18 protein-coding genes are annotated in these 21,086 nt (G+C 61.8%); 7 read left to right on the top strand and 11 right to left on the bottom strand.

Annotated elements, in window-relative coordinates:
- Window positions 1-40 precede the first annotated feature (40 nt).
- The 4 genes from TRP66_RS03460 to TRP66_RS03445 all read left to right on the top strand — a co-directional run bounded on the left by TRP66_RS03460 (window position 41) and on the right by TRP66_RS03445 (window position 3,124).
- Window positions 41-862, top strand: a complete 822-nt coding sequence (locus TRP66_RS03460) for a CheR family methyltransferase (RefSeq protein WP_333399951.1) — start codon at window positions 41-43, stop codon at window positions 860-862.
- The gene (locus tag TRP66_RS03455) at window positions 859-1,473 is read left to right on the top strand and encodes a chemotaxis protein CheB (RefSeq protein WP_333399950.1); all 615 of its coding nucleotides are present in this window, start codon (window positions 859-861) and stop codon (window positions 1,471-1,473) included. The genes TRP66_RS03460 and TRP66_RS03455 overlap by 4 nt, the downstream gene beginning before the upstream one ends.
- Window positions 1,467-2,648, top strand: a complete 1,182-nt coding sequence (locus TRP66_RS03450; RefSeq protein ID WP_333399949.1) for a hybrid sensor histidine kinase/response regulator — start codon at window positions 1,467-1,469, stop codon at window positions 2,646-2,648. The genes TRP66_RS03455 and TRP66_RS03450 overlap by 7 nt, the downstream gene beginning before the upstream one ends.
- A gap of 98 nt (window positions 2,649-2,746) precedes the next feature.
- Window positions 2,747-3,124: a response regulator gene (locus tag TRP66_RS03445; RefSeq protein WP_333399948.1), complete on the top strand. Its 378-nt coding sequence runs from the start codon at window positions 2,747-2,749 to the stop codon at window positions 3,122-3,124.
- A 34-nt stretch (window positions 3,125-3,158) separates the two neighbouring features.
- Here the strand turns inward: TRP66_RS03445 and TRP66_RS03440 are convergent, their stop codons facing one another.
- Complete coding sequence (locus TRP66_RS03440; protein WP_333399947.1) at window positions 3,159-5,192, bottom strand: response regulator; 2,034 nt, start codon at window positions 5,190-5,192, stop codon at window positions 3,159-3,161.
- Entirely contained in the window at window positions 5,189-6,673 is a 1,485-nt protein-coding gene (locus TRP66_RS03435) for an ATPase domain-containing protein (protein WP_333399946.1), read from the bottom strand. The genes TRP66_RS03440 and TRP66_RS03435 overlap by 4 nt, the downstream gene beginning before the upstream one ends.
- 222 nt (window positions 6,674-6,895) lie before the next feature.
- Between TRP66_RS03435 and TRP66_RS03430 the strand changes: the two genes are divergently transcribed.
- Window positions 6,896-7,708 carry a crotonase/enoyl-CoA hydratase family protein gene (locus TRP66_RS03430; RefSeq protein WP_333399945.1) on the top strand — a complete coding sequence of 271 codons (813 nt, stop codon included), beginning with the start codon at window positions 6,896-6,898 and terminating at the stop codon, window positions 7,706-7,708.
- 32 nt (window positions 7,709-7,740) lie between these two features.
- Window positions 7,741-8,589: an NAD(+) diphosphatase gene (nudC, locus tag TRP66_RS03425; protein ID WP_333399944.1), complete on the top strand. Its 849-nt coding sequence runs from the start codon at window positions 7,741-7,743 to the stop codon at window positions 8,587-8,589.
- On the opposite strand, the gene TRP66_RS03420 is transcribed toward nudC, so the two are convergent.
- The 5 genes from TRP66_RS03420 to TRP66_RS03400 all read right to left on the bottom strand — a co-directional run bounded on the left by TRP66_RS03420 (window position 8,545) and on the right by TRP66_RS03400 (window position 12,662).
- On the bottom strand, window positions 8,545-9,324 hold the full coding sequence (locus tag TRP66_RS03420) for a TSUP family transporter (protein ID WP_333399943.1): 780 nt from the start codon (window positions 9,322-9,324) through the stop codon (window positions 8,545-8,547). The genes nudC and TRP66_RS03420 overlap by 45 nt on opposite strands.
- Before the next feature lie 132 nt (window positions 9,325-9,456).
- Complete coding sequence (locus TRP66_RS03415) at window positions 9,457-10,224, bottom strand: SDR family oxidoreductase (RefSeq protein WP_333399942.1); 768 nt, start codon at window positions 10,222-10,224, stop codon at window positions 9,457-9,459.
- Between the two features lie 31 nt (window positions 10,225-10,255).
- Complete coding sequence (locus TRP66_RS03410) at window positions 10,256-11,323, bottom strand: phosphotransferase family protein (RefSeq protein WP_333399941.1); 1,068 nt, start codon at window positions 11,321-11,323, stop codon at window positions 10,256-10,258.
- Window positions 11,324-11,581: 258 nt separating this feature from the next.
- Complete coding sequence (locus TRP66_RS03405) at window positions 11,582-11,899, bottom strand: SCP2 sterol-binding domain-containing protein (protein ID WP_333399940.1); 318 nt, start codon at window positions 11,897-11,899, stop codon at window positions 11,582-11,584.
- 52 nt (window positions 11,900-11,951) lie between these two features.
- Entirely contained in the window at window positions 11,952-12,662 is a 711-nt protein-coding gene (locus tag TRP66_RS03400) for a histidine phosphatase family protein (RefSeq protein WP_333399939.1), read from the bottom strand.
- Between the two features lie 200 nt (window positions 12,663-12,862).
- Here TRP66_RS03400 and sohB point away from each other — a divergent pair, with 200 nt between their 5' ends.
- On the top strand, window positions 12,863-13,897 hold the full coding sequence (gene sohB / locus TRP66_RS03395) for a protease SohB (RefSeq protein WP_333399938.1): 1,035 nt from the start codon (window positions 12,863-12,865) through the stop codon (window positions 13,895-13,897).
- A 189-nt stretch (window positions 13,898-14,086) separates the two neighbouring features.
- Here sohB and TRP66_RS03390 read toward each other — a convergent pair whose 3' ends face one another.
- The 4 genes from TRP66_RS03390 to metH form a co-directional block, all read right to left on the bottom strand.
- Window positions 14,087-14,581 carry a DUF934 domain-containing protein gene (locus TRP66_RS03390; protein ID WP_333399937.1) on the bottom strand — a complete coding sequence of 165 codons (495 nt, stop codon included), beginning with the start codon at window positions 14,579-14,581 and terminating at the stop codon, window positions 14,087-14,089.
- Entirely contained in the window at window positions 14,565-16,223 is a 1,659-nt protein-coding gene (locus TRP66_RS03385; RefSeq protein ID WP_333399936.1) for a nitrite/sulfite reductase, read from the bottom strand. The genes TRP66_RS03390 and TRP66_RS03385 overlap by 17 nt, the downstream gene beginning before the upstream one ends.
- Window positions 16,224-16,879: 656 nt before the next feature.
- Complete coding sequence (locus TRP66_RS03380) at window positions 16,880-17,110, bottom strand: DUF2970 domain-containing protein (RefSeq protein ID WP_333399935.1); 231 nt, start codon at window positions 17,108-17,110, stop codon at window positions 16,880-16,882.
- Between the two features lie 60 nt (window positions 17,111-17,170).
- A complete protein-coding gene (gene metH / locus TRP66_RS03375) occupies window positions 17,171-20,890 on the bottom strand; it encodes a methionine synthase (protein ID WP_333399934.1) in 3,720 nt (1,239 codons plus the stop codon).
- Window positions 20,891-21,086: the final 196 nt, after the last annotated feature.

Genomic DNA, 21,086 nt, shown 5'->3' with positions numbered 1-21,086 from the left:
GCCAAAGCGAGCATCCCCATGAGTTTCTTCAGGTTCACCCATGCTTCTCGATCGAAACGCTGACATCGAACTGAGGCTGTTGATCGAGGCGATCTACCTCAAATACAGCTACGACTTTCGCGACTACTCCGGCGCGTCGATCAAACGACGCGTTGCCCATGCGTTGCGTCAGTTCGAATGCAGCACGATCTCCGCGCTGCAGGAACGGGTGCTGCATGACCCGGCGATGTTCATGCAGTTGCTGCAGCTGCTCACCATCCCGGTCAGCGAGATGTTCCGCGACCCGCCGCACTTTCTGGCGCTGCGCCAGGAAGTCGTGCCGCTGCTGCGCACTTATCCTTCGCTGAAGGTGTGGATCGCCGGTTGCAGTACCGGGGAAGAGGTCTACTCGATGGCGATCCTGCTGCGCGAGGAAGGTCTGCTGGAACGCACCATCATTTATGCCACCGACATCAACCCCACTTCGCTGGAAAAGGCCAAGCAGGGGATCTTTTCGATGGAAAACGTCCGCGCCTACAACCAGAACTACATCCAGGCCGGCGGGCAACGAGATTTTTCCGACTACTACACCTCGGCCTACGAGTACGCGATCTTCGACAAGACCCTTCGTGAAAACGTCACCTTCGCCGACCATAGTCTGGCGACCGACAGCGTGTTTTCCGAAACCCAGCTGATCTCCTGCCGCAACGTGCTGATCTATTTCAACAAGAAACTGCAGGATCGGGCGTTCGGGTTGTTTCATGACTCGCTGTGTCACCGCGGCTTCCTGGCGCTCGGCAGCAAGGAAACCCTTGAATTCTCCGCCTACAGCGGTGCATTCGAGCCGTTGATCAAACCCGAGCGGATCTACCGCAAGTCATGAAGACTTCCTTTTCCAGCGCAATCGACGGGCCGTCGCTGCCGCGGGTCGAAGCGCTCGTTGTCGGCGCCTCGGCGGGCGGTGTCGAGGCGCTGCTGCGGATTTTCAGTGGCATCCGCACCGGCTTCAGCCTGCCGATCATCACCGTGCTGCATCTGCCGGACGATCACCGCAGCCAGTTGGTTCACGTGTTCGGCAGCCGCGTGCGGATGCCGGTCAAGGAAGCGGACGACAAGGAACCGGTCAAGCCCGGCACGCTCTATTTCGCCAGCGCCGGCTATCATCTGTCGGTCGAAGCCGATCGCAGCTTTTCCCTGAGTCAGGAAGACCGGGTGTTCTACTCACGTCCCAGCATCGACATTCTGTTCGAGTCCGCCGCCGACGCATACGGCAAGGCTCTGGCAGGCATACTGCTGACCGGGGCAAACAACGATGGAGCGCAGGGACTGGCGCATATCGCATCCCTTGGCGGAATGACCGCAGTGCAGGACCCGGCGCAGGCTCAGGCACGTACGATGCCCGAGGCCGCGCTGGCGCTGCACTCACCGGACTACCTGTTGCCCTTGAACGAAATTGGCCACTTGCTGGTCGAGCTGGAACGAATCGCATGCTAAATGACATCCAGGCGAAATTGCTGATCGTCGACGATTTGCCGGAAAACCTGCTGGCTCTCGAAGCCTTGATCAAGCGCGAAGACCGCCTGGTCTTCCGGGCGTCGTCGGGCGACGAGGCCTTGTCCCTGTTGCTGCAACACGAATTCGCCCTCGCTATCCTCGATGTGCAGATGCCGGGCATGGACGGTTTTCAGCTGGCCGAGCTGATGCGCAGTACCGAGAAGACCAAGAACATTCCCATCGTGTTCGTCAGCGCCGCCGGCCGCGAGCTCAATTACGCCTTCAAGGGCTATGAGAGCGGCGCGGTGGATTTCCTGCACAAGCCGCTGGACATCCATGCGGTCAAGAGCAAGGTCAACGTGTTCGTCGACCTCTACCGCCAGCGCAAGGCGGTCAAGCTGCAGGTCGAGGCGCTGGAGCAGAGTCGTCGTGAGCAGGAAGCCCTGCTGACCCAGTTGCAGGCGACCCAGGCCGATCTCGAACACGCCGTGCGCATGCGCGATGACTTCATGTCCATCGTTTCCCATGAAGTGCGCACCCCGCTTAATGGCCTGATCCTGGAAACCCAGTTGCGCAAGCTGCACCTGGCGAAGAACAACGCCGCCGCCTTCACCATGGACAAGCTGCACGCCATGGTCGAACGTGACGAGCGACAGATCCAGAGCCTGATCCGGCTGATCGAAGACATGCTCGATGTGTCGCGGATCCGCACCGGCAAGTTGTCGATCCGCACCAGTCCGTTCGACCTGAGCGAGCTGGTGCGCCAGTTGATGGAGAATTACGCCGCGCAGATCGCCGCTGCCGAGTGCACAGTCAACCTGCAGGCCGACCAGCCGGTGACAGGTGTCTGGGACGAATTCCGTATCGAGCAGGTGGTTTCCAACTTGCTGACCAACGCGCTGCGCTATGGCGCGCACAAACCCATTAACGTGCGCGTCTACCAGGACGGCGACCGAGCCTGCGTCGAGGTCAAGGACCAGGGCATCGGCATCACGCCGGAGAACCAGAAGCGTATTTTCCAGCAGTTCGAGCGGGTTTCCGCCAGTCACGCGGTGGCCGGCCTGGGCCTGGGACTGTTCATATCCGAGCAGATCGTGCTTGCCCACGGCGGGAAGATCGAGGTGGAAAGCACGCCAGGTCTGGGTTCGACCTTTCGGGTCGTTCTGCCTTTGTAAGACAATTCGACGAGATTTCTCGAATTATCGAAAACAGGCGCAACCTCCCATGACGGCTGTGGTCGTAATGGCAGCTATTTAAGATCAAAGGCAGTTCAATGAGTGCTGATGCAGAAAATGTCGTCCTGATCGTGGAAGACGAACCCCTGATATTGATGTTGCTGTCCGACTATCTGTCGGGCGAGGGGTATCGCGTGCTGCAGGCCGAAAACGGCGAGCAGGCTTTCGAGATCCTGGCGACCAAGCCCCATCTGGACCTGATGATCACTGACTATCGTCTGCCGGGCGGTATCTCGGGGGTCATGATCGCTGAACCGGCGGTCAAGCTTCGCCCCGAGCTCAAAGTGATTTTCATCAGCGGCTATCCGGCGGAAATCGTCGACTCGGGCAGCCCTATCGCGGCCAAGGCGCCGATCCTTGCCAAGCCCTTCACCATGGAAACACTTCACTCCCAGATCCAGGTGCTGTTGGCCTGACCTGCTCTGAACCGGCCGGCGAATGTCGGCCGGTTCAGAGTTCTTCGATCATCTCCCGCACCTTGGACGTCAGGTGGTCGAAGGCGAAAGGCTTGGTGATCATCTGCATGCCGGTGTCCAGAAAGCCCGCGCGCACGGTCGCATGCTCGGCGTAGCCGGTGATGAACAGTACCTTGAGGTCCGGTCTCAGCTGACGGGCGATTTCCGCCAGTTGCCGACCGTTCATGCCCGGCAGCCCAACGTCGCTGATCAGCAGGTCGATTCGCTGACCGGACTCCAGCACCGGTACTGCGCTGGGGGCGTCCTCGGCCTCGACATACAGGTAACCGAGCTCGCTCAGCACCTCGCTGACCAGGGCGCGCACAGCCGGATCGTCCTCGACGATCAGCACTGTCTCGCCTTCGTTGGCCTGCAAGGCGTTGCTCTGGTAAAGCTCTTCTTCCTCGGTCACCTCGCCCTGATGGCGCGGCAAATACAGCTGCACTGTGGTTCCGCGGCCCAGTTCGCTGTGGATGGCCACGTGACCGTGCGACTGTTTGCAGAAACCGTAGATCATCGACAGACCCAGTCCCGTGCCCTGGCCGATGGGCTTGGTGGTAAAGAACGGGTCGAATGCCCGGTTGATCACGCTTTCGGGCATGCCGCTGCCGGTGTCGCTGACACTGAGCACTACATAATCGCCCGGCTGCAGGTTTTCATGGGCGTCGGTATAGTTTCGGTCCAGTCGCTGGTTGGAGGTCTCGATCAACAACAGGCCGCCGCCCGGCATCGCATCCCGGGCGTTGAGCACCAGGTTGAGAAGGGCGTTCTCCAGCTGGTTGGCGTCGGCCACTGCGGTCCAGAGGTTTTCCGCCAGATGCATTTCCAGCTTGATATTTTCGTTGATGCTGCGCCTGATCAGTTCGCCCATGGCGGTGATCAGGTGGTTCATCTCCATGGGTTTGGAGTCCAGCGACTGGCGCCGCGAGAACGCCAGCAGCCGGTGGGTCAGGGAGGCCGCGCGGTTGGCGGACGTCACGCCCAGATCGATCAGATTATCGAGATCGTTTGTACGTCCGCGGGCGAGGCGGCGACGGATCAGTTCCAGACTGCCAATGATGCCGGTCAGCATGTTGTTGAAGTCGTGGGCGATGCCTCCGGTCAACTGACCAACCGCTTCCATTTTCTGCGACTGGCGCAGCACTTCATCCTTGTGCTGAAGCTGCGACGTGCGTTCCTCGACTTGCTGTTCCAGGGTTTCATTGAGCTTGCGCAGCTGTTCTTCGGCCTGTTTGCGCTCGGTGATGTCCGACGTCACCCCCGAGAGCGCGGTCACCCGGGCGTACTTGCCGAGAATCGCCCGGGCGCGTACGTCGACCCAGTTGAGCGTGCCGTCCGGCCATACCGTGCGGTATTCGATGACGAAGTCGATCCCCGTGTCCAGGCTGCGCTGCAGTGCCGAAAGCATGCGCGGCTGGTCCTCGGGGTAAACGGTTTCCAGCCACTCGTGATAGCTGAACGAGTCTTGCTCTTCGCGCCCGTAGTGCGACTTGGTGATGGCCGAGCAGGACAGCTTCAGGGAATCGGCTTCCAGCTGCCAGGAACCCAGCCGCCCGGCCTTGAGCGCGTTCTGTAGCCGACGCTCGCCTTCGACCAGATCCTCCATGCGCGTCCGCGCGTCGTACTGGCGGCGACGGCCGCGTACGGCGGTCGCGACCAGACTGACCAGAGTCACCGGGTGGAAGGGGCGTTCGAGAAAGGTCACGTTGCCCAGCAAATCGCCCAGATGCGCGGCCGGGTTCGCAGCCTGTCCGCCGTGGTGGGTGAGCAATACGATCGGCATGTCCGACCAAGCCGGCTGTCCGGCGAGATAGCCGAGCAGCGGCTTGACGTCGCTCTGCAGCAGCGCCTCGACGGCAATGAGCGCCAGCCCCGCGCCTGCGTCGAGCTCCTTGACCAGTTCGAGCAAATCGGTGACCACGAACGCCGGGTAGCCGGCCTCGGCCAGGATGCGCACCGCAATCTGACTGTCCCGACCGATCGGGGTCAGGATGACTGCTCTTTCCGCCAACAATCCACGCGTGTTCACGACGGCTCATCCACCAGCAGGGGCTTGCCCTCACCCTGATAACTGGGGACGCCACGCAGCACGCCCTGGAAAGCCTCCAGCGGCTCGCCGATGCGCAGGCCCTGAGCGCCGATGCGGTACTCGCGGATGGTCGATTCGTGAGAGCCAGTACGTTTCTTGATGACCGAGATCGCCCGGCGCACCTGTCCGAGCGCTTCAAAATAACGCAGCAGGACGACGGTGTCCGCCAGGTAGGTGATGTCCACCGGGGACTGCGCATGGTCGAGCAGCCCGTGCTGAGCGACGGTCAGGAAAGTCGACGCACCCTGGCGATTGAGATACAGCAACAGCTCATGCACGTGCAGGATCAAGGCATTCTCTTCCGGCATCGCCGCCTGATAGCCGTTGATGCTGTCGATCACCACGGTCTTGATCTGCCGCTCGTCCACGGCGCGGCGCACGCGGTGCGCGAATTCGCCGGGTGACAATTCGGCGGCGTCCACCTGTTCGATCAGCAGATTGCCGGTTTCCTCCATCGCCGCCAGGTCCATGCCCATCTTGCGCATGCGTTCGATGAGCAGCCCACGCTCCTCGTCGAAAATGAACAGTGCCGCCCGCTCGCCGCGGGCCACCGCCTGCATTGCGAACACCAGAGCCATCAAGGACTTGCCGGTGCCGGCGGGGCCTAGAATCAGGGTGCTTGAACCACTGTCCACGCCGCCTCCCAGTAACGCATCAAGCTCTTGGATGCCACTGCTGCTCTGGATTGGGATATAGCGCTGCCGATGCTCGGCGGCCACCAGACGCGGGAACACATTGAGCCCGCCGTGAGTAATGATGAAGTCGTGGAAACCGCCACGGTATTTCTGGCCGCGGTATTTAATGACTTTCAGACGTCGCCGCTCGGCACCGTAGTTGGGGGTTAGTTCCTCAAGGCGAATGACCCCGTGGGCAACGCTGTGCACAGTCTTGTCGTGGGCTTCGGTGGTCAGGTCGTCGAGCAGCACGACCGTGGCGTCATAGCGGGCGAAGTAATGCTTGATCGCCAGAATCTGGCGCCGGTACCGCAGGGAACTCTGGGCGAGCAGGCGGATTTCAGAAAGGCTGTCGATGACCACGCGTACCGGCCTGACCTGTTCAACGACTTCGAAGATCTGTCGGGTCGCTTCGCCCAGTTCCAGATCCGAAGAATACAGCAGCGTCTGGTTCTGCTCGGGATCGAGCAGGTTGTCCGGCGGTGTCAGCTCGTAGATCTGGATGTGGTCGTCCAGCTCCCAGCCATGGGAGCGCGCGCCGGATCGCAGTTCCGCCTCGGTTTCCGAGAGCGTGATGTACAGCGTCTTCTCGCCCGCCTGCGCGCCGGCCTGCAGAAAGTGCAGGGCGGCCGTGGTCTTGCCGGTGCCGGGCTGGCCCTCGAGCAAAAATACATGCCCCCGAGCCAGTCCGCCCGCAAGGATGTCATCCAGGCCCGTGATTCCGGTTGCAGCTTTTGACGTTTCCAAGTAACACCCTCGTATGGCTCTGGAGGTTTTCGCGGCCCAAGACACTGGACCTCCGCCGGCGGTTGCAGTTCAGACTTTTTCAGCGTTTGTCGGCCTGCCCGGCAAGCCGGGAACGCTCTGCCAGAGCGTCCTGCGATTGTCCTGATCGTCCGGTACGGCGAGGTCCGGGCGCTTGTTATAGTCCAGCGCAGTTCGACCTTCAATCACCAAAAGGAGCACGCCATGCCCGACTATCAATCCCTGGCCCTGGAGCTGACCGGCTCCATTGCTCAGGTACGTCTGAACCGCCCGGACAAGCTCAACGCGATGGGCGCCGAATTCTGGACCGAAATGGTCGAGCTGTTCGAGTGGATAGAAAGCCATGACGAAGTGCGGGTCGTGGTGTTGAGCGGGGAAGGCCGGCATTTTTCCTCGGGCATCGATCTCGCGTTGCTGGCTTCGGTGGCCGCCGAACTTGGCACCGACGCGGGCCGCAACGCTCGATCGCTGCGGCGCAGGATACTTCAAATGCAAGCGGCTTTCACGGCGATCGACCGCTGCCGCAAGCCGGTGCTGGCGGCGGTCCACGGTTATTGCCTGGGTGGCGCCGTCGACCTGATCTCTGCCTGCGACATGCGCTACGCCGCCCAGGACGCACAGTTCAGCATCAAGGAGATCGACATGGGCATGGCGGCCGATGTCGGCACGCTGCAACGGTTGCCGCGTATCATCGGCGACGGCGTGCTCCGGGAACTGGCCTACACCGGCCGGATGCTGGGAAGCGAGGAGGCGCAGCGCATCGGGCTGGTGAACAGGGTGTTTGCTGATCAGCAACAGTTGCTCGCCGGCGTGTTCGAGATCGCGTCGCAAATCGCCGCCAAATCGCCGATCGCCATCGAAGGCACCAAGCAGATGATCGGCTACATGCGCGATCACAGGGTCGACGATGGTCTGGAGCAGGTTGCCATCTGGAACGCCGCCATGCTGCAATCCGCCGATCTTCGCGTGGCCATGGCTGCGCATCTGAGCAAGCAGAAGCCGGTGTTCGACGACTGATCGGCCATGCACCCATCGTAAAGGAGTTTTTCATGACACCCCCGCAGCGCTGGACTACCGCCGTGCTCGACCCCCAGGCCGAGGGCGGAATGGCCGTGGTCTGCAGCCCTCAGGGCTTTTTGCTGGACCCCAGTGGCGTACTGTTTTCCCGTGCCTGGCTCAAGGGGCTGGAATTGCCGGTGCAGAGCGAACACGGCATCGGCCACTTTGATGGCGAGGCGGTGTTCATGCTGGTGCTCGAACAGCCGGTCACGGCCGACGGCTGCGGCTGGCAGGGGCTGCGCCAGTTCATGCTCGAAGGCGAGTTCGTGGTATTCCAGATGCTCGGCTATGCGGCGCAGATCGCCACATGGGCCAGGGAACACCGGTTCTGCGGCGCCTGCGGGCAGCCCACCGTGCAAATTCCTGGTGAGCGCGCCATGTACTGCGAGCATGACAACCTGCGTTTCTATCCGCGCATCTCACCCAGCATGATCGTGCTGATCACTCGGGGCGAGGAGGTGCTGCTGGCGCGCTCGCCACGCTTCGTGCCGGGGGTCTACAGCACGTTGGCAGGCTTTGCCGAACCTGGCGAGTCGATCGAGGACTGTGTGCGGCGGGAGGTGATGGAGGAAGTGCAGGTGCGGGTGCATAACATCAAGTACATGGGCAGCCAGTGCTGGCCGTTCCCGCATTCGATGATGCTCGGGTTTCACGCCGAATACGAAAGCGGCGAGATCGTGCCCCAGGCCGACGAGATCGAGGATGCGCGCTGGTTCCGCATCGACGACCTGCCGCCGCTGCCTGCCAGTCGCTCCATCGCTCGCTATCTCATCGAGCACTACCTCGCCGAGCGATCAGGCGCCCCCGAACCAGTGCTGCCAGGCCAGCCGCACGGTTAGTCCCAGGACTACGGTGATGAACACCGGGCGGATGAATTTGGCTCCGCCCTTGATCGCGGTGCCGGCGCCGAAGTAGGCGCCGAGCATGACGGCCAAACCCATGCTCAGGCCGATGACGAAGTCGACTTGCCCGGAAAAGATGAACACCGACAGCGCCACCGCGTTGCTGACGAAGTTCATGCTGCGGGCCACGCCGCTGGCCTTGACCAGATCCAGCGGGTACATCATCAAGGTGCTGACCGTCCAGAACGCGCCGGTTCCAGGGCCAGCAACTCCGTCATAGAACCCCAAGGCCAGGCTCTGCGGCACCTGGCGCTTTTTCTTGATCGGTGCGCTGCTGTCCACCGGCGCCTTGGGCGTGCCACCGAACAGCAGATACAGCCCGCAGGCGAAGACGATCAGCGGCAGCATCTGGTTCAGCCATTCCGCTGGCAGGTAGTGCGCCACCACCGCGCCGATGATCGCGCCGATTGCCGTGCCCACCAGCGCGTGCACCCACTGGCGCGGGTCGAAAAGTTTGCGCCGGTAATAAGTGAAACTGGCGGTGGCCGAGCCGAAGGTCGAACTGAGTTTGTTGGTCCCCAACACCAGGTGCGGCGGCAGGCCGGCGGTCATCAGGGCGGGGGTGGTCAGCAGGCCGCCACCCCCGGCGACGGCATCGATGAATCCGGCGACGAAAGCGACGAGGGCGAGGACGGCAAGGGTGGTCAGATCGACACTCAGTTCGAATGGCATGGCGGGCAGGGCTTATCGGCAGGGGGGCAGAAAGGCTGCCCGAAAGCCGGGCATTCTACCCGCATGCCACATTCGCAGGAAGTTGCCGGGCGCCGCTGCCGGCGCGACCAAGGTCCAATTGCCGGGCAGGTCTCAGGACAGAAAACCGCCGTCCACGTTGAGCGCGACGCCGGTGGTGTAGCTCGACGCATCGCTGGCGAGGTAGAGCACCGCGCCGGCCATTTCCCGTGGTTCGGCGACGCGCTTGAGCGGAATCTGCGCCAGCGCGACATTGAGAATGGCCTCATTCTTGACCAGCGCCGAAGCGAACTTCGTGTCCGTGAGACCTGGTAGCAACGCGTTGCAGCGAATGCCGAAACCGGCGCATTCCTTGGCGAACACCTTGGTCATGTTGACCACCGCGGCCTTGGTCATGGAATAGATTCCCTGAAAGGCCCCAGGCGATATCGCATTGATCGAGGCCACGTTGATAATGCTGCCGCCCCCGTTTTCGCGCATCAGCTTGCCAGCGGCCACCGACATGAAGAAATAGCCGCGGATGTTCACGTCCACCGTCTTCTGGAAAGCGCCCGGATCGGTGTCGAGCACGTTGCAGAACTGCGGGTTGGTGGCAGCGTTGTTGACCAGGATATCCAGTCGTCCGAACCGCTCGCGGATCTGCCCGAACAGCGCGTCGATCTGCTCCAGCTCGCCAATGTGACAGGCCAGCGCCGTGGCCTGGCCTCCGTCTGCAATGATCGCGTCCGCCACGTGTTGACAGCTTTCGGCCTTGCGGCTGGAAACCAGCACATGGGCTCCCTGGCGCGCCAGAAGACGGGCGATGGCCTCGCCAATGCCGCGGCTGGCGCCGGATACCAGCGCGATCTTGCCATTCAAGTCGAAAAGGTCGGTCGGGGACATGCAAAACTCCTTGTGAAGTGCGGGAAGCGGATCAGACATCCGAGCGTTCGATGACCTGCAGCGTCATGCGTTCGAGCAAGGCGTTCATCTGCACGAAGGGTGCGAAGCGCTTGTCCTGGGTCTGGCCGTGGTAGAAGCGGTAGTAGATCTGCTGGACGATCCCGGCCAGACGAAACAGGCCGAAGGCGTAGTAGAAGTCGATATTGTCGATCCGCAGACCGGCCTGCTGCGCGTAGTAGTCGACGAATTGCCGACGGGTCAGCATGCCGGGCACATGGCTGGGCTGGCGGCGCATGAGTCTGACCGGCGCCGGATCGTCGGCCTGGATCCAGTAGGCCAGGGTATTGCCCAGGTCCATCAGCGGGTCGCCGAGCGTCGCCATCTCCCAGTCGAGCACCCCGACGATGCGCAGCGGGTTTTCAGGGTCGAGCACGACATTATCGAAGCGATAGTCGTTGTGCACGATGCATGGTTTGGGATGGTCAGCGGGCATGCGCTCGGCCAGCCAGGTCATGACGTGTTCCCAGCGCGGCGCATCCGGCGTCAGCGCCTTCGCATAGCGCTCGCTCCAGCCGGTGACCTGGCGCCGCACGTAACCGTCCGGCCGACCGAGGTCGCCCAGCCCGCACGCCTGATAATCGACCCGATGCAGTTCCACGAGCCTGTCGATGAAGCTCTTGCACAGCGCTTCGGTGTCAGCGCTGTTCAGGCCCAGGGAGGGAGGCAGGTCTTCGCGCAGAATGATGCCTTCAAGCCGCTCCATGACGTAGAAAGGGCAGCCGATCACCGCCTCGTCATCGCACAGCGCGAGTGCCCGGGGGCAGTAGGGGAAGGCGTCCCGCAAGCCGTTGAGGATGCGAAACTCGCGCCCCATGTCGTGGGCCGACCGGGCCTTGTGGCCGAACGGCGGGCGTCGCAGGACCAGCTCGCGCTCCGGGTAGCGGATCAGATAGGTCAGGTTGGAAGCGCCGCCCGGGAACTGGCGAATGACCGGCGTGCCGTTCAGAGCGGGCATATGGGCCTTGAGCCAGGTGTCGATGAGCTGTGCGTCCAGCTCCTCCCCGGTGCGAATGTCGGTGGCTTGGTCGATGGAGGTCATGCCGGTCCTTCCAGCTTGTTAGTGTCGGTCGTCGTTCGCGTCCTTTCAGGGCAATCTAATCATCCGGCGATCCGGGAACAACCGTGGCCCTGTGTTATAGGTCAAGCTGTTGCCGCGCGATCATCGCCACTGATGCCCGGCGGCAATCGAGCGGTTTAGTCCAGCATAGCGCCGGGCAGCCCGGCTCGGACAAGAACCGCGGGCCAAAAAAAACCGGAGCCCAGGGTTCCGGTTTTGTTGTGCAACGCTGCGGCGCAATTACTGCGGGAACAGTTCGCTCAGTTTCATCGCCAGCATCATGTCGCCTTCGGCGCGCAGCTTGCCTTGCATGAAAGCCTGCATGCCGTCGGTCTCGCCGGTGACGATACCCTTGAAGGTTACGCTATCCATGACGAGGGTCACATTGGCATCAGGATTTTCGCCGTCCTGGAACTCGCAGGTGCTGTCCTTAACGATAAGCGCATAGTGCCTGTCGATATCGGTGATATGGAATCCGAAAACCAGATCCAGCCCCGCGGCGGCAGCCGGGTTGAACTTGCTCTGCATGGTTTCGACATATTCGCGTGCTGAACTCATGTCTCGATCCTTATGTGATGGGTGGTGCATTCGTGGGATGCGGTGCTCGTCTTCAACGCCAGGTGATAAGCTCTGGCGCCTTGTGCAGCTGCAAATGGGTGTAGTTGTTGAACGACGCCAGGGACACTTCGTTGTAACGGAATCTGAGCTGGTGCAACGAGGCGTTGACGATATGCCAGCTGAGCTCGAACGCCTGCTGGGCAGGCATACCGGTTATAGAGTGGAGCAGGGCGGTAATGGTGCCGCCGGAAGTGAAAACCGCGATGCGTTCATGCTCGCCCGCCGCCTCCAGGATACCGCGCAGTCCCGCCTGAACCCTGGCCACGAAAGCGGTCCAGCTTTGCAGCCCCAGGCTGTCATGCTCTCCGGCCAGCCAACGGGCGATGACCAGGGAAAACAGGCGCTGGAACTCGACAGGGTTGCCCGCGGCGTTCTGCACGATGTGCAACGCTTGAGGTTCCTCATCCAGCATCTCGGGCAGCAATGCCCGGAGGATTCCCTCGGCATCGAACTCATCGAAGGCGCTGTCGATTTCCAGCGCGGGCGCCGCGAATCCCGCCTCGCCGAGCACGGCAAGGGTATGACGGGCGGTATCCTTCTGACGGCGCAGATCGCCGGACAGGCAGCGGTCGAATTGAAGCCCCAGCTCCGCGAGGTGTGCGCCGAGCACCTGTGCCTGGCGGATGCCGATGGGCGACAGGACGTCGTAATCGTCGGCACCGAAAGAGGCCTGGCCATGTCGTATCAGGTAGATGCTGCCCACGTCCGAGTCATCCGGCGGGTTGAAGATTGGGCGAGGTTAGGACCGATGCGGGTAGCCTGTCAACGGAAAAACATACGGGCGTTTGAAATCACCGTTTAAGCTGCGCCCCGGTACGCGACTGGTGCGGCGCATGACGCGTCGGTATGCTTGCGGCAACGCGGCTCTCGATTGGAAGAGCGAAATGCAAGTGAGGAGTATCCGTGGATTTCATTGCCGACTATGCCATTTTTCTGGCCAAGACCGTCACGCTGGTCGTCGCCATCGTGGTCGTGCTGGTGACTGTCGCATCGCTGCGTGGCAAGGGACGGCGCCGTACGGGCGGGCAGTTGCAGGTCACCCGGCTGAACGATTTCTACAAGGGACTGCGTGAGCGCCTTGAGCAGTCGCTGCTGGACAAGGCGCGGCTCAAGGCGCTGCGCAAGGAGCAGGGCAAGGCGCAGAAACAGGAAAAGGCCGCCAAGCAGTCCGTTGCCGAGGGCAAGCCTCGGGTCTACGTGCTGGACTTCAACGGCGATATCAAGGCGTCGGCCACCGAAAGCATGCGCCACGAAATCACCGCGTTGTTGACCCTCGCTACCGCGCAGGACGAGGTGGTACTGCGTCTGGAAAGCGGCGGCGGCATGGTCCATAGCTATGGCCTGGCCTCTTCGCAGCTGGCGAGGATTCGCGAAGCGGGCATCCCGCTGACCATCTGCATCGACAAGGTGGCGGCCAGTGGCGGCTACATGATGGCCTGTATCGGCAACCGCATCATCAGCGCGCCGTTCGCTATCCTGGGCTCCATCGGTGTGGTGGCGCAAATGCCGAACGTCAATCGTCTGCTCAAGAAGCACGACATCGACGTCGAAGTGCTGACCGCGGGCGAATACAAACGCACCCTGACCGTATTTGGCGAAAACACTGAAAAGGGCCGCGAGAAGTTCCAGCAGGACCTGAACATTACCCACGACCTGTTCAAGCGCTTCGTCGCCAGTTATCGCCCGCAGTTGTCCATCGATGAAGTAGCGACGGGCGAGGTCTGGCTCGGCATGGCCGCTCTGGACAATCAGCTGGTCGACGAGCTCAAGACCAGCGACGAATACCTGGCCGAGCGGGCGAAACAGGCGGACGTGTTCCATCTGCATTACGTGCAGCGCAAAAGCCTGCAGGAACGCATGGGCATGGCCGCGGCGACCACGGCGGATGGCGTGTTGACGAAGTTGTGGGGGCGGTTGAGTCAGCAGCGGTTCTGGTAGCGGCAGCCTGATCCATGTGGGAGGGAGCTTGCTCGCGACGGCGTTGAATCAGACGCCTCGCTGTTGACTGACCCGACGCTGTCGCGAGCAAGCTCCCTCCCACTGGACAGTGTCAACCGGAAAATCAGCTGTAACAAAAAGCCCGGATCTTCAATGAAGGCCCGGGCTTTTTTGTATCACTCGACTCGCTCAGCGACGACGAAACAGTGGCAGCGGCTCGTCTGTCGCGGCCTGGTAGGTCACGGAGAAATCCTTCAGACCTTCCAGCGCCTCGTATGGGTCCTTGTCGGGACGGATCGCGAAGGCGTCGAAACCGCAGCGGCGCATATAAAACAGCTGGTCGCGCAGCACGTCGCCGATGGCCCGCAGCTCGCCCTTGAAGCCGTAACGGTCGCGCAGCAAGCGCGCATTGGAGAAGCTGCGGCCGTCGGTGAACGCCGGAAAGTTCAGGGCGATGACCTGGAACTGGTCCACGGCATCGCCGATTTCTTCCGCTTCTTCGTCACTGTCCAGCCAGACGCCCAGGCCGCCGTCGCGGGCCTTGAGCGCATGGCCATGCTCACGCCACAGCGCCAGCGGCACGATCAGGTCGTCGCAGTTGGACAAGCTGTCGAAGGTGGTGTCCTTGGGCAGCAGGTGCCAGGTTTCGTCGATGACCTGGTTGTTCTTAATGATTCGCTGCATAGACGCGCTCCTTGAAAGGGTCGATGCCAATCCGCTGGTAGGTGTCGATGAAACGCTCGTCTTCGGTGCGTTTTTCAACGTACACGTCGATCAGCTTCTCGATCACGTCAGGCATGGCTTCCTGTGCGAAAGACGGGCCGAGGATCTTGCCCAGGCTGGCGTCACGGCTGGCGCTGCCGCCGAGCGACACCTGATAGAACTCTTCGCCTTTCTTGTCCACGCCCAGAATGCCGATGTGGCCGACGTGGTGGTGACCGCATGCGTTCATGCAACCGGAAATATTCAGGTCCAGCTCGCCGATGTCGAACAGGTAGTCCAGGTCGTCGAAGCGCCGCTGGATGGATTCGGCGATCGGGATCGACTTGGCGTTCGCCAGCGAGCAGAAATCGCCGCCAGGGCAGCAGATGATGTCGGTCAGCAGGCCGATGTTCGGCGTGGCGAAACCGTTTTCACGCAGCTCGTTCCACAGCGTGAACAATTGCGCCTGCTCGACGTCGGCGAGAATGATGTTCTGTTCGTGGGACGTGCGCAGCTGGCCGAAGCTGTAGCGATCGGCGAGGTCGGCGATGGCGTCGAGTTGTTTGTCCGTAACATCACCCGGCGCAACGCCGGTAGGCTTGAGCGACAGCGTCACGGCCACATAGCCCGGCTGCTTGTGGGCCACGACATTGCGCTGGCGCCAGCGCGCGAAGCCTGGATGCTCGGCTTCCAGCGCGGCGAGTTCGGCGGTCTGGTCGGCAAGCGACTTGTAGTCAGGGTCGACGAAATGCTTCGCAACGCGATGCACTTCGGCTTCGGTCAGTGTGGTCTGTCCGCCGCGCAGATGGGCCATTTCGGCCTCGACCTTCTCGGCGAAGACTTCCGGCGTGAGGGCCTTGACCAGGATCTTGATCCGCGCCTTGTACTTGTTGTCACGACGGCCGTAGCGGTTGTAGACCCGCAGGATGGCGTCGAGGTAGCTCAACAGGTCCTGCCATGGCAGGAATTCGTTGATGAACGAGCCGACCACCGGTGTGCGGCCCAGACCGCCGCCGACCAGCACGCGGAAACCCAGTTCGCCGGCCGCGTTGCGCAGCGGTTCAAGACCGATGTCATGCACTTCGATGGCGGCGCGATCGGTGGTCGAACCATTGATCGCAATCTTGAATTTGCGCGGCAGGTAGGCGAATTCCGGGTGGAAGGTCGTCCACTGACGCACGATCTCGCACCAGGGGCGCGGGTCGACGAGTTCGTCCGCCGCGACGCCGGCGAACTGATCGGTGGTGACGTTGCGCAGGCAGTTGCCGCTGGTCTGGATCGCGTGCATCTGCACCGTGGCCAGCTCGGCGAGGATGTCCGGCACGTCTTCCAGCGCCGGCCAGTTGAACTGCACGTTCTGGCGGGTACTGATGTGGGCGTAGCCCTTGTCGTAGTCCCGCGCGATCTTCGCCAGCATGCGCGTCTGGCGCGAAGTCAGCTGGCCGTAAGGCACCGCGACACGCAGCATGGGCGCGAAACGCTGGACATAAAGACCGTTTTGCAGGCGCAACGGTCGAAACTCTTCTTCGCTCAGCTCGCCTGCCAGATAGCGGCGTGTCTGATCACGGAACTGCTTGACGCGGTCCTCGATGATCCGCTGATCGTACTCGTCGTATACGTACATATAGGTCCTGTTCTCAGGCTTCGTCATGGAACTGAGGCAGCGGCGGATGCTGGGCATCCCGCTCGGCCGCCCCGCGCCATTCAACAATCTGCGCGCACGGTCGCGCACTCCCCGCGGGAGCGGTGGCGAAGATACCAGCAAGGGGTTATCGGTAAAAGTGATGTTTATATATATGCAAATCACTAAAAACGATAAGCGCATCACGGGTGGGTAATAGCCATGATTGTCGTATGGACAAAGCTGGTCTTTACTCAGAACATCCCGGCGCTGCCGGGCTCTTTCGTATGCAATCACCGACAAGACAGACAAGAGGCGATGCAATGAGCAAGCACCCCAAGATCACCAAACCCGACAGCAAAGTCGACGCCTGGGCCATTTTCTTTTTGATCGTGCTGGTGGTAGGTGGCGCGGTGTTCTGGGTGAGCGGGCAGTGATACCCGCAACGTCTGGCGCGAAACCATTGACAAGACGATCAAGACATCGTGTGCGTTCTATTTATCGCGGCTGAAGCCGCTCCTACGGGATTGGTGTAGGAGCGGCTTCAGCCGCGATACAGTCGAACAGGCGATAAAAAGGTTGCGTCTGTGCAATCCATCGCCAGCAAGCTGGCTCCTACGAGGTGGTGCAGAGCCGCTGAGCGCGACGGTAAAGCACGTTTAAGACACTGCCAGATACAGCACCAACTGCACCACCGAGAACAGAATCCCCACGAAGAGCACGGTGAACACCGCCCCCAACAACAGAAAGTGCACTGGCTTGCCGTGGGTAAAGTCTCGCTGGCGATTTCTGTTGCTCTGCACGCCCAGCGCCGCGGCCAGCACGCTGTGCACCATCTGCCAGAAGGTGGGCGGTTTTCCGTCAGGGTGATCGTCGCCAGAGTCGTTCATGCGCCCTCGCTGGCCGGGCCGAAAATCTCAGCATAGCCAGCGGGGCGCAGCGGCGGCGGGTCAGTCGTCGTAGCCCAGGTTCGGCGCTAGCCAGCGCTCGGTCACGCTGATGTCCTGGCCCTTGCGCGCGGTGTAGTTCTCGACCTGATCCCGGTCCACCTTGCCGACGGCGAAATACTGCGCCTGCGGGTGAGCGAAGTACCAGCCGCTGACGGCCGCGGTCGGGAACATCGCGTAGTGCTCGGTGAGGAACACGCCGCTTCGGCCCGGTGTGTGAACCGGCGCGTCGGCCGGGAGCGGGTCGAGCAGGTTGAACAGGGTCGCCTTCTCGGTGTGGTCCGGGCAGGCCGGATAGCCGGGGGCAGGGCGGATGCCGGCGTATTCTTCCTTGATCAGGGCCTCGTTGGACAACTGCTCGTCCCGGGCGTAGCCCCAATACTCCTTGCGCACCTGCTCGTGCAGCCATTCGGCGCAGGCTTCGGCCAGACGGTCGGCCAGAGCCTTGACCATGATCGAGTTGTAGTCGTCGCCCTTGTCCTGGTAAGCCTTGGCCACTTCTTCGGCGCCGATGCCTGCGGTGGTGATGAAGCCGCCGAGGTAGTCGGTCACGCCGCTGCCCTTGGGCGCGACGAAGTCGGCCAGGGACAGATTGGGCTTGCCATCCGGCTTGATGGTCTGCTGACGCAGGTGATGCAGGGTCGCCAGCGGCTCGCCGTTCTCGCCGTAGACTTCCAGGTCATCATCGTTGACCTGGCTGGCCGGCCAGAACCCGAAGACGGCGCGGGCGCGGATCAGTTTTTCGTCGATCAGCTTGCGCAGCATCAGTTGCGCGTCGCCGAACAGCACGGTCGCGGCTTCGCCCACCACTTCGTCATTCAGGATGCGCGGGTATTTGCCGGCCAGGTCCCAGGAAATGAAGAACGGCGTCCAGTCGATGTAGTCCGCCAGCACGTTGAGGTCGATGTCTTCGAGCACGCGGGTGCCGGTGAAGGTGGGCTTGACAGGAGTGTAGGCGGCCCAATCGAACTGCGGCTTTTTGGCGACCGCAGCTGCGTAGCTCAAACGCTCGGTGCGGGCGCTGCGGGCAGAGGTCCGTTCGCGCACTTCCACGTATTCCTGACGGGTCTTCTCGATGAAGCCTGCCTTCAGCTCCTTCGACAGCAGCTGAGTCGCGACCCCGACCGCCCGGGAGGCGTCGGTCACGTAGACGACCGCGTCATTGCTGTACCTGGGTTCGATCTTGACCGCCGTGTGCGCCTTGGAGGTGGTCGCGCCGCCGATCATCAACGGCAGGTGGAAGTCCTGGCGCTGCATTTCCCGGGCAACATGCACCATTTCATCCAGCGACGGGGTGATCAGGCCGGACAGGCCGATAATGTCGCACTTCTCGTCGCGCGCCACTTGCAGGATCTTTTCCGCGGGCACCATGACGCCCAGGTCGACGATGTCATAGCCGTTGCAGCCCAGCACCACGCCGACAATGTTCTTGCCGATGTCATGCACGTCGCCTTTGACGGTCGCCATCAGGATCTTACCCTTGGCTTCGGGCTTGTCGCCTTTCTCTTCCTCGATGAAGGGAATCAGGTGCGCCACGGCCTGCTTCATGACGCGGGCCGATTTGACCACCTGCGGCAGGAACATCTTGCCCGAACCGAACAGGTCGCCGACTACGTTCATGCCCGACATCAGCGGTCCTTCGATGACTTCGATCGGCCGGCTGAACGACAGTCGCGATTCCTCGGTGTCTTCGACGATGTGCGTGGTGATGCCCTTGACCAGCGCGTGTTCCAGGCGCTGGTTGACCGGCCAGCTGCGCCACTCTTCGGTTTCGGCTTCCTTGACGCTGCCGTCACCCTTGTACTGGTCGGCAATTGCCAGCAGCGCCTCGGTGCCATCGGCATTGCGGTTGAGCACCACGTCTTCGACGCAGTCGCGCAGTTGCAAGGGGATCTGGTCGTAGATCTCCAGCTGTCCGGCGTTGACGATGCCCATGGTCAGGCCGTTGCGAATCGCGTGCAGCAGGAACACCGAATGGATCGCTTCGCGCACCGGGTTGTTGCCACGGAAAGAGAAGGACACGTTGGAGACACCGCCCGAGGTCAGCGCGTAGGGCAGGTTGTCGCGGATGTAGGCACAGGCGTTGATGAAATCGACCGCGTAGTTGTTGTGCTCTTCGATACCGGTGGCGATGGCGAAGATGTTCGGGTCGAAGATAATGTCTTCCGGCGGAAAGTCGACTTCGTTGACCAGGATGTCGTAGGAGCGCTTGCAGATTTCTTTTTTGCGCGCCTCGGTGTCGGCCTGACCTTTTTCGTCGAACGCCATGACCACCACCGCCGCGCCGTAGCGCTTGCACAGGCGGGCGTGATGAATGAACTGCTCGACGCCTTCCTTCATGCTGATGGAGTTGACGATGCCCTTGCCCTGGATGCACTTGAGGCCGGCTTCGATCACTTCCCATTTGGACGAGTCGATCATGATCGGCACGCGGGAGATGTCCGGCTCGCCCGCGATCAGGTTGAGGAAGGTCACCATGGCCTTCTTCGAGTCCAGCATGCCCTCGTCCATGTTGATGTCGATCACCTGGGCGCCGGCTTCCACCTGTTGCAGGGCGACTTCCAGTGCCTCGGTGTAGTTTTCTTCACGGATCAGGCGGGCGAATCGCGCGGAACCGGTGATGTTGGTCCGCTCGCCGACGTTGACGAACAACGACTGGCGATCGATGGTGAACGGCTCCAGACCGGACAGGCGACAGGCGCGGGGAATGTCCGGGATCTCGCGCGGCTGATACTTGGCGACTGCCTCGGCAATGGCCTGGATGTGCGCGGGCGTGGTGCCGCAGCAGCCGCCGATGATATTGAGAAATCCACTGGCGGCGAATTCTTCGACCACCGCGGCCATTTCCGCCGGGGTTTCGTCGTACTCGCCGAACGCATTGGGCAGGCCGGCGTTGGGGTGCGCGGAAACCCGGGTGCCGGCCTTGGTTGACAGCTCTTCCAGGTAGGGACGCAGGTCCTTGGCGCCGAGGGCGCAGTTGAGGCCCACCGAGATCGGTTTGGCATGGCGAACCGAGTTCCAGAAGGCTTCGGTGGTCTGACCGGACAGCGTGCGGCCCGATGCGTCGGTGATGGTGCCGGAAATCATGATCGGCAGCTCGAACCCGACTTCCTCGAAGACACCCTGGACCGCAAAGATCGCAGCCTTGGCGTTGAGCGTGTCGAAAATGGTTTCGATCAGGATCAGGTCCGCGCCGCCTTCGATCAGGCCGCGGGCAGCTTCGGTGTAGTTTTCGACCAGTTCGTCGAAGGTCACGTTGCGGTAACCGGGGTCGTTGACGTCTGGGGATATCGAACAGGTGCGGCTGGTAGGTCCGACGACACCGGCCACGAAGCGCGGTTTTTCCGGGGTTTCCAGCGTCTTGGCATCCGCTACCTGCCGGGCCAGGCGTGCGCCTTCGACGTTCAGTTCATAAGCCAGCGACTCCATGCCGTAGTCGGCCTGGGACACCTGGGTGGCGTTGAAGGTGTTGGTTTCCAGAATGTCAGCGCCGGCATCCAGGTAAGCCTTTTCGATGGCACCGATCACGTCCGGGCGCGACAGGATCAGCAGATCGTTGTTGCCCTTGACGTCGCTCGGCCACTCCGCGAAGCGCTCACCACGATAGTCGGCTTCTTCGAGTCGATAACTCTGGATCATGGTGCCCATGCCGCCGTCGAGGATCAGGATCCTCTGATTCAGGGCATTGAGAAGAGCTTGCTGGCGGGCGCTGCGATCGGACATGGGAGCTACCTGGAAAACGCGATGACAGAAAAGCCCGAATCATAGCAAAGCAGAGCGGTTTTTGCGGTGGTCGGGGTTTCTCATGAAAATCGCTCATGTTGAGCGGGTATACGGGCCATTGGTCCGCCGGCAAACCTGAACGCTGTTTTCGTTTCAGCCACTTTGCTGTCAGCCCGCACACGTGGGGTATTCGCGC

The organism is Pseudomonas sp. JDS28PS106, from assembly GCF_036706555.1.
Taxonomy (GTDB): Bacteria; Pseudomonadota; Gammaproteobacteria; order Pseudomonadales; family Pseudomonadaceae; genus Aquipseudomonas.
Note: the sequence above shows the minus strand (reverse complement) of the source record. Positions and strands in the feature narration are given on the sequence as shown.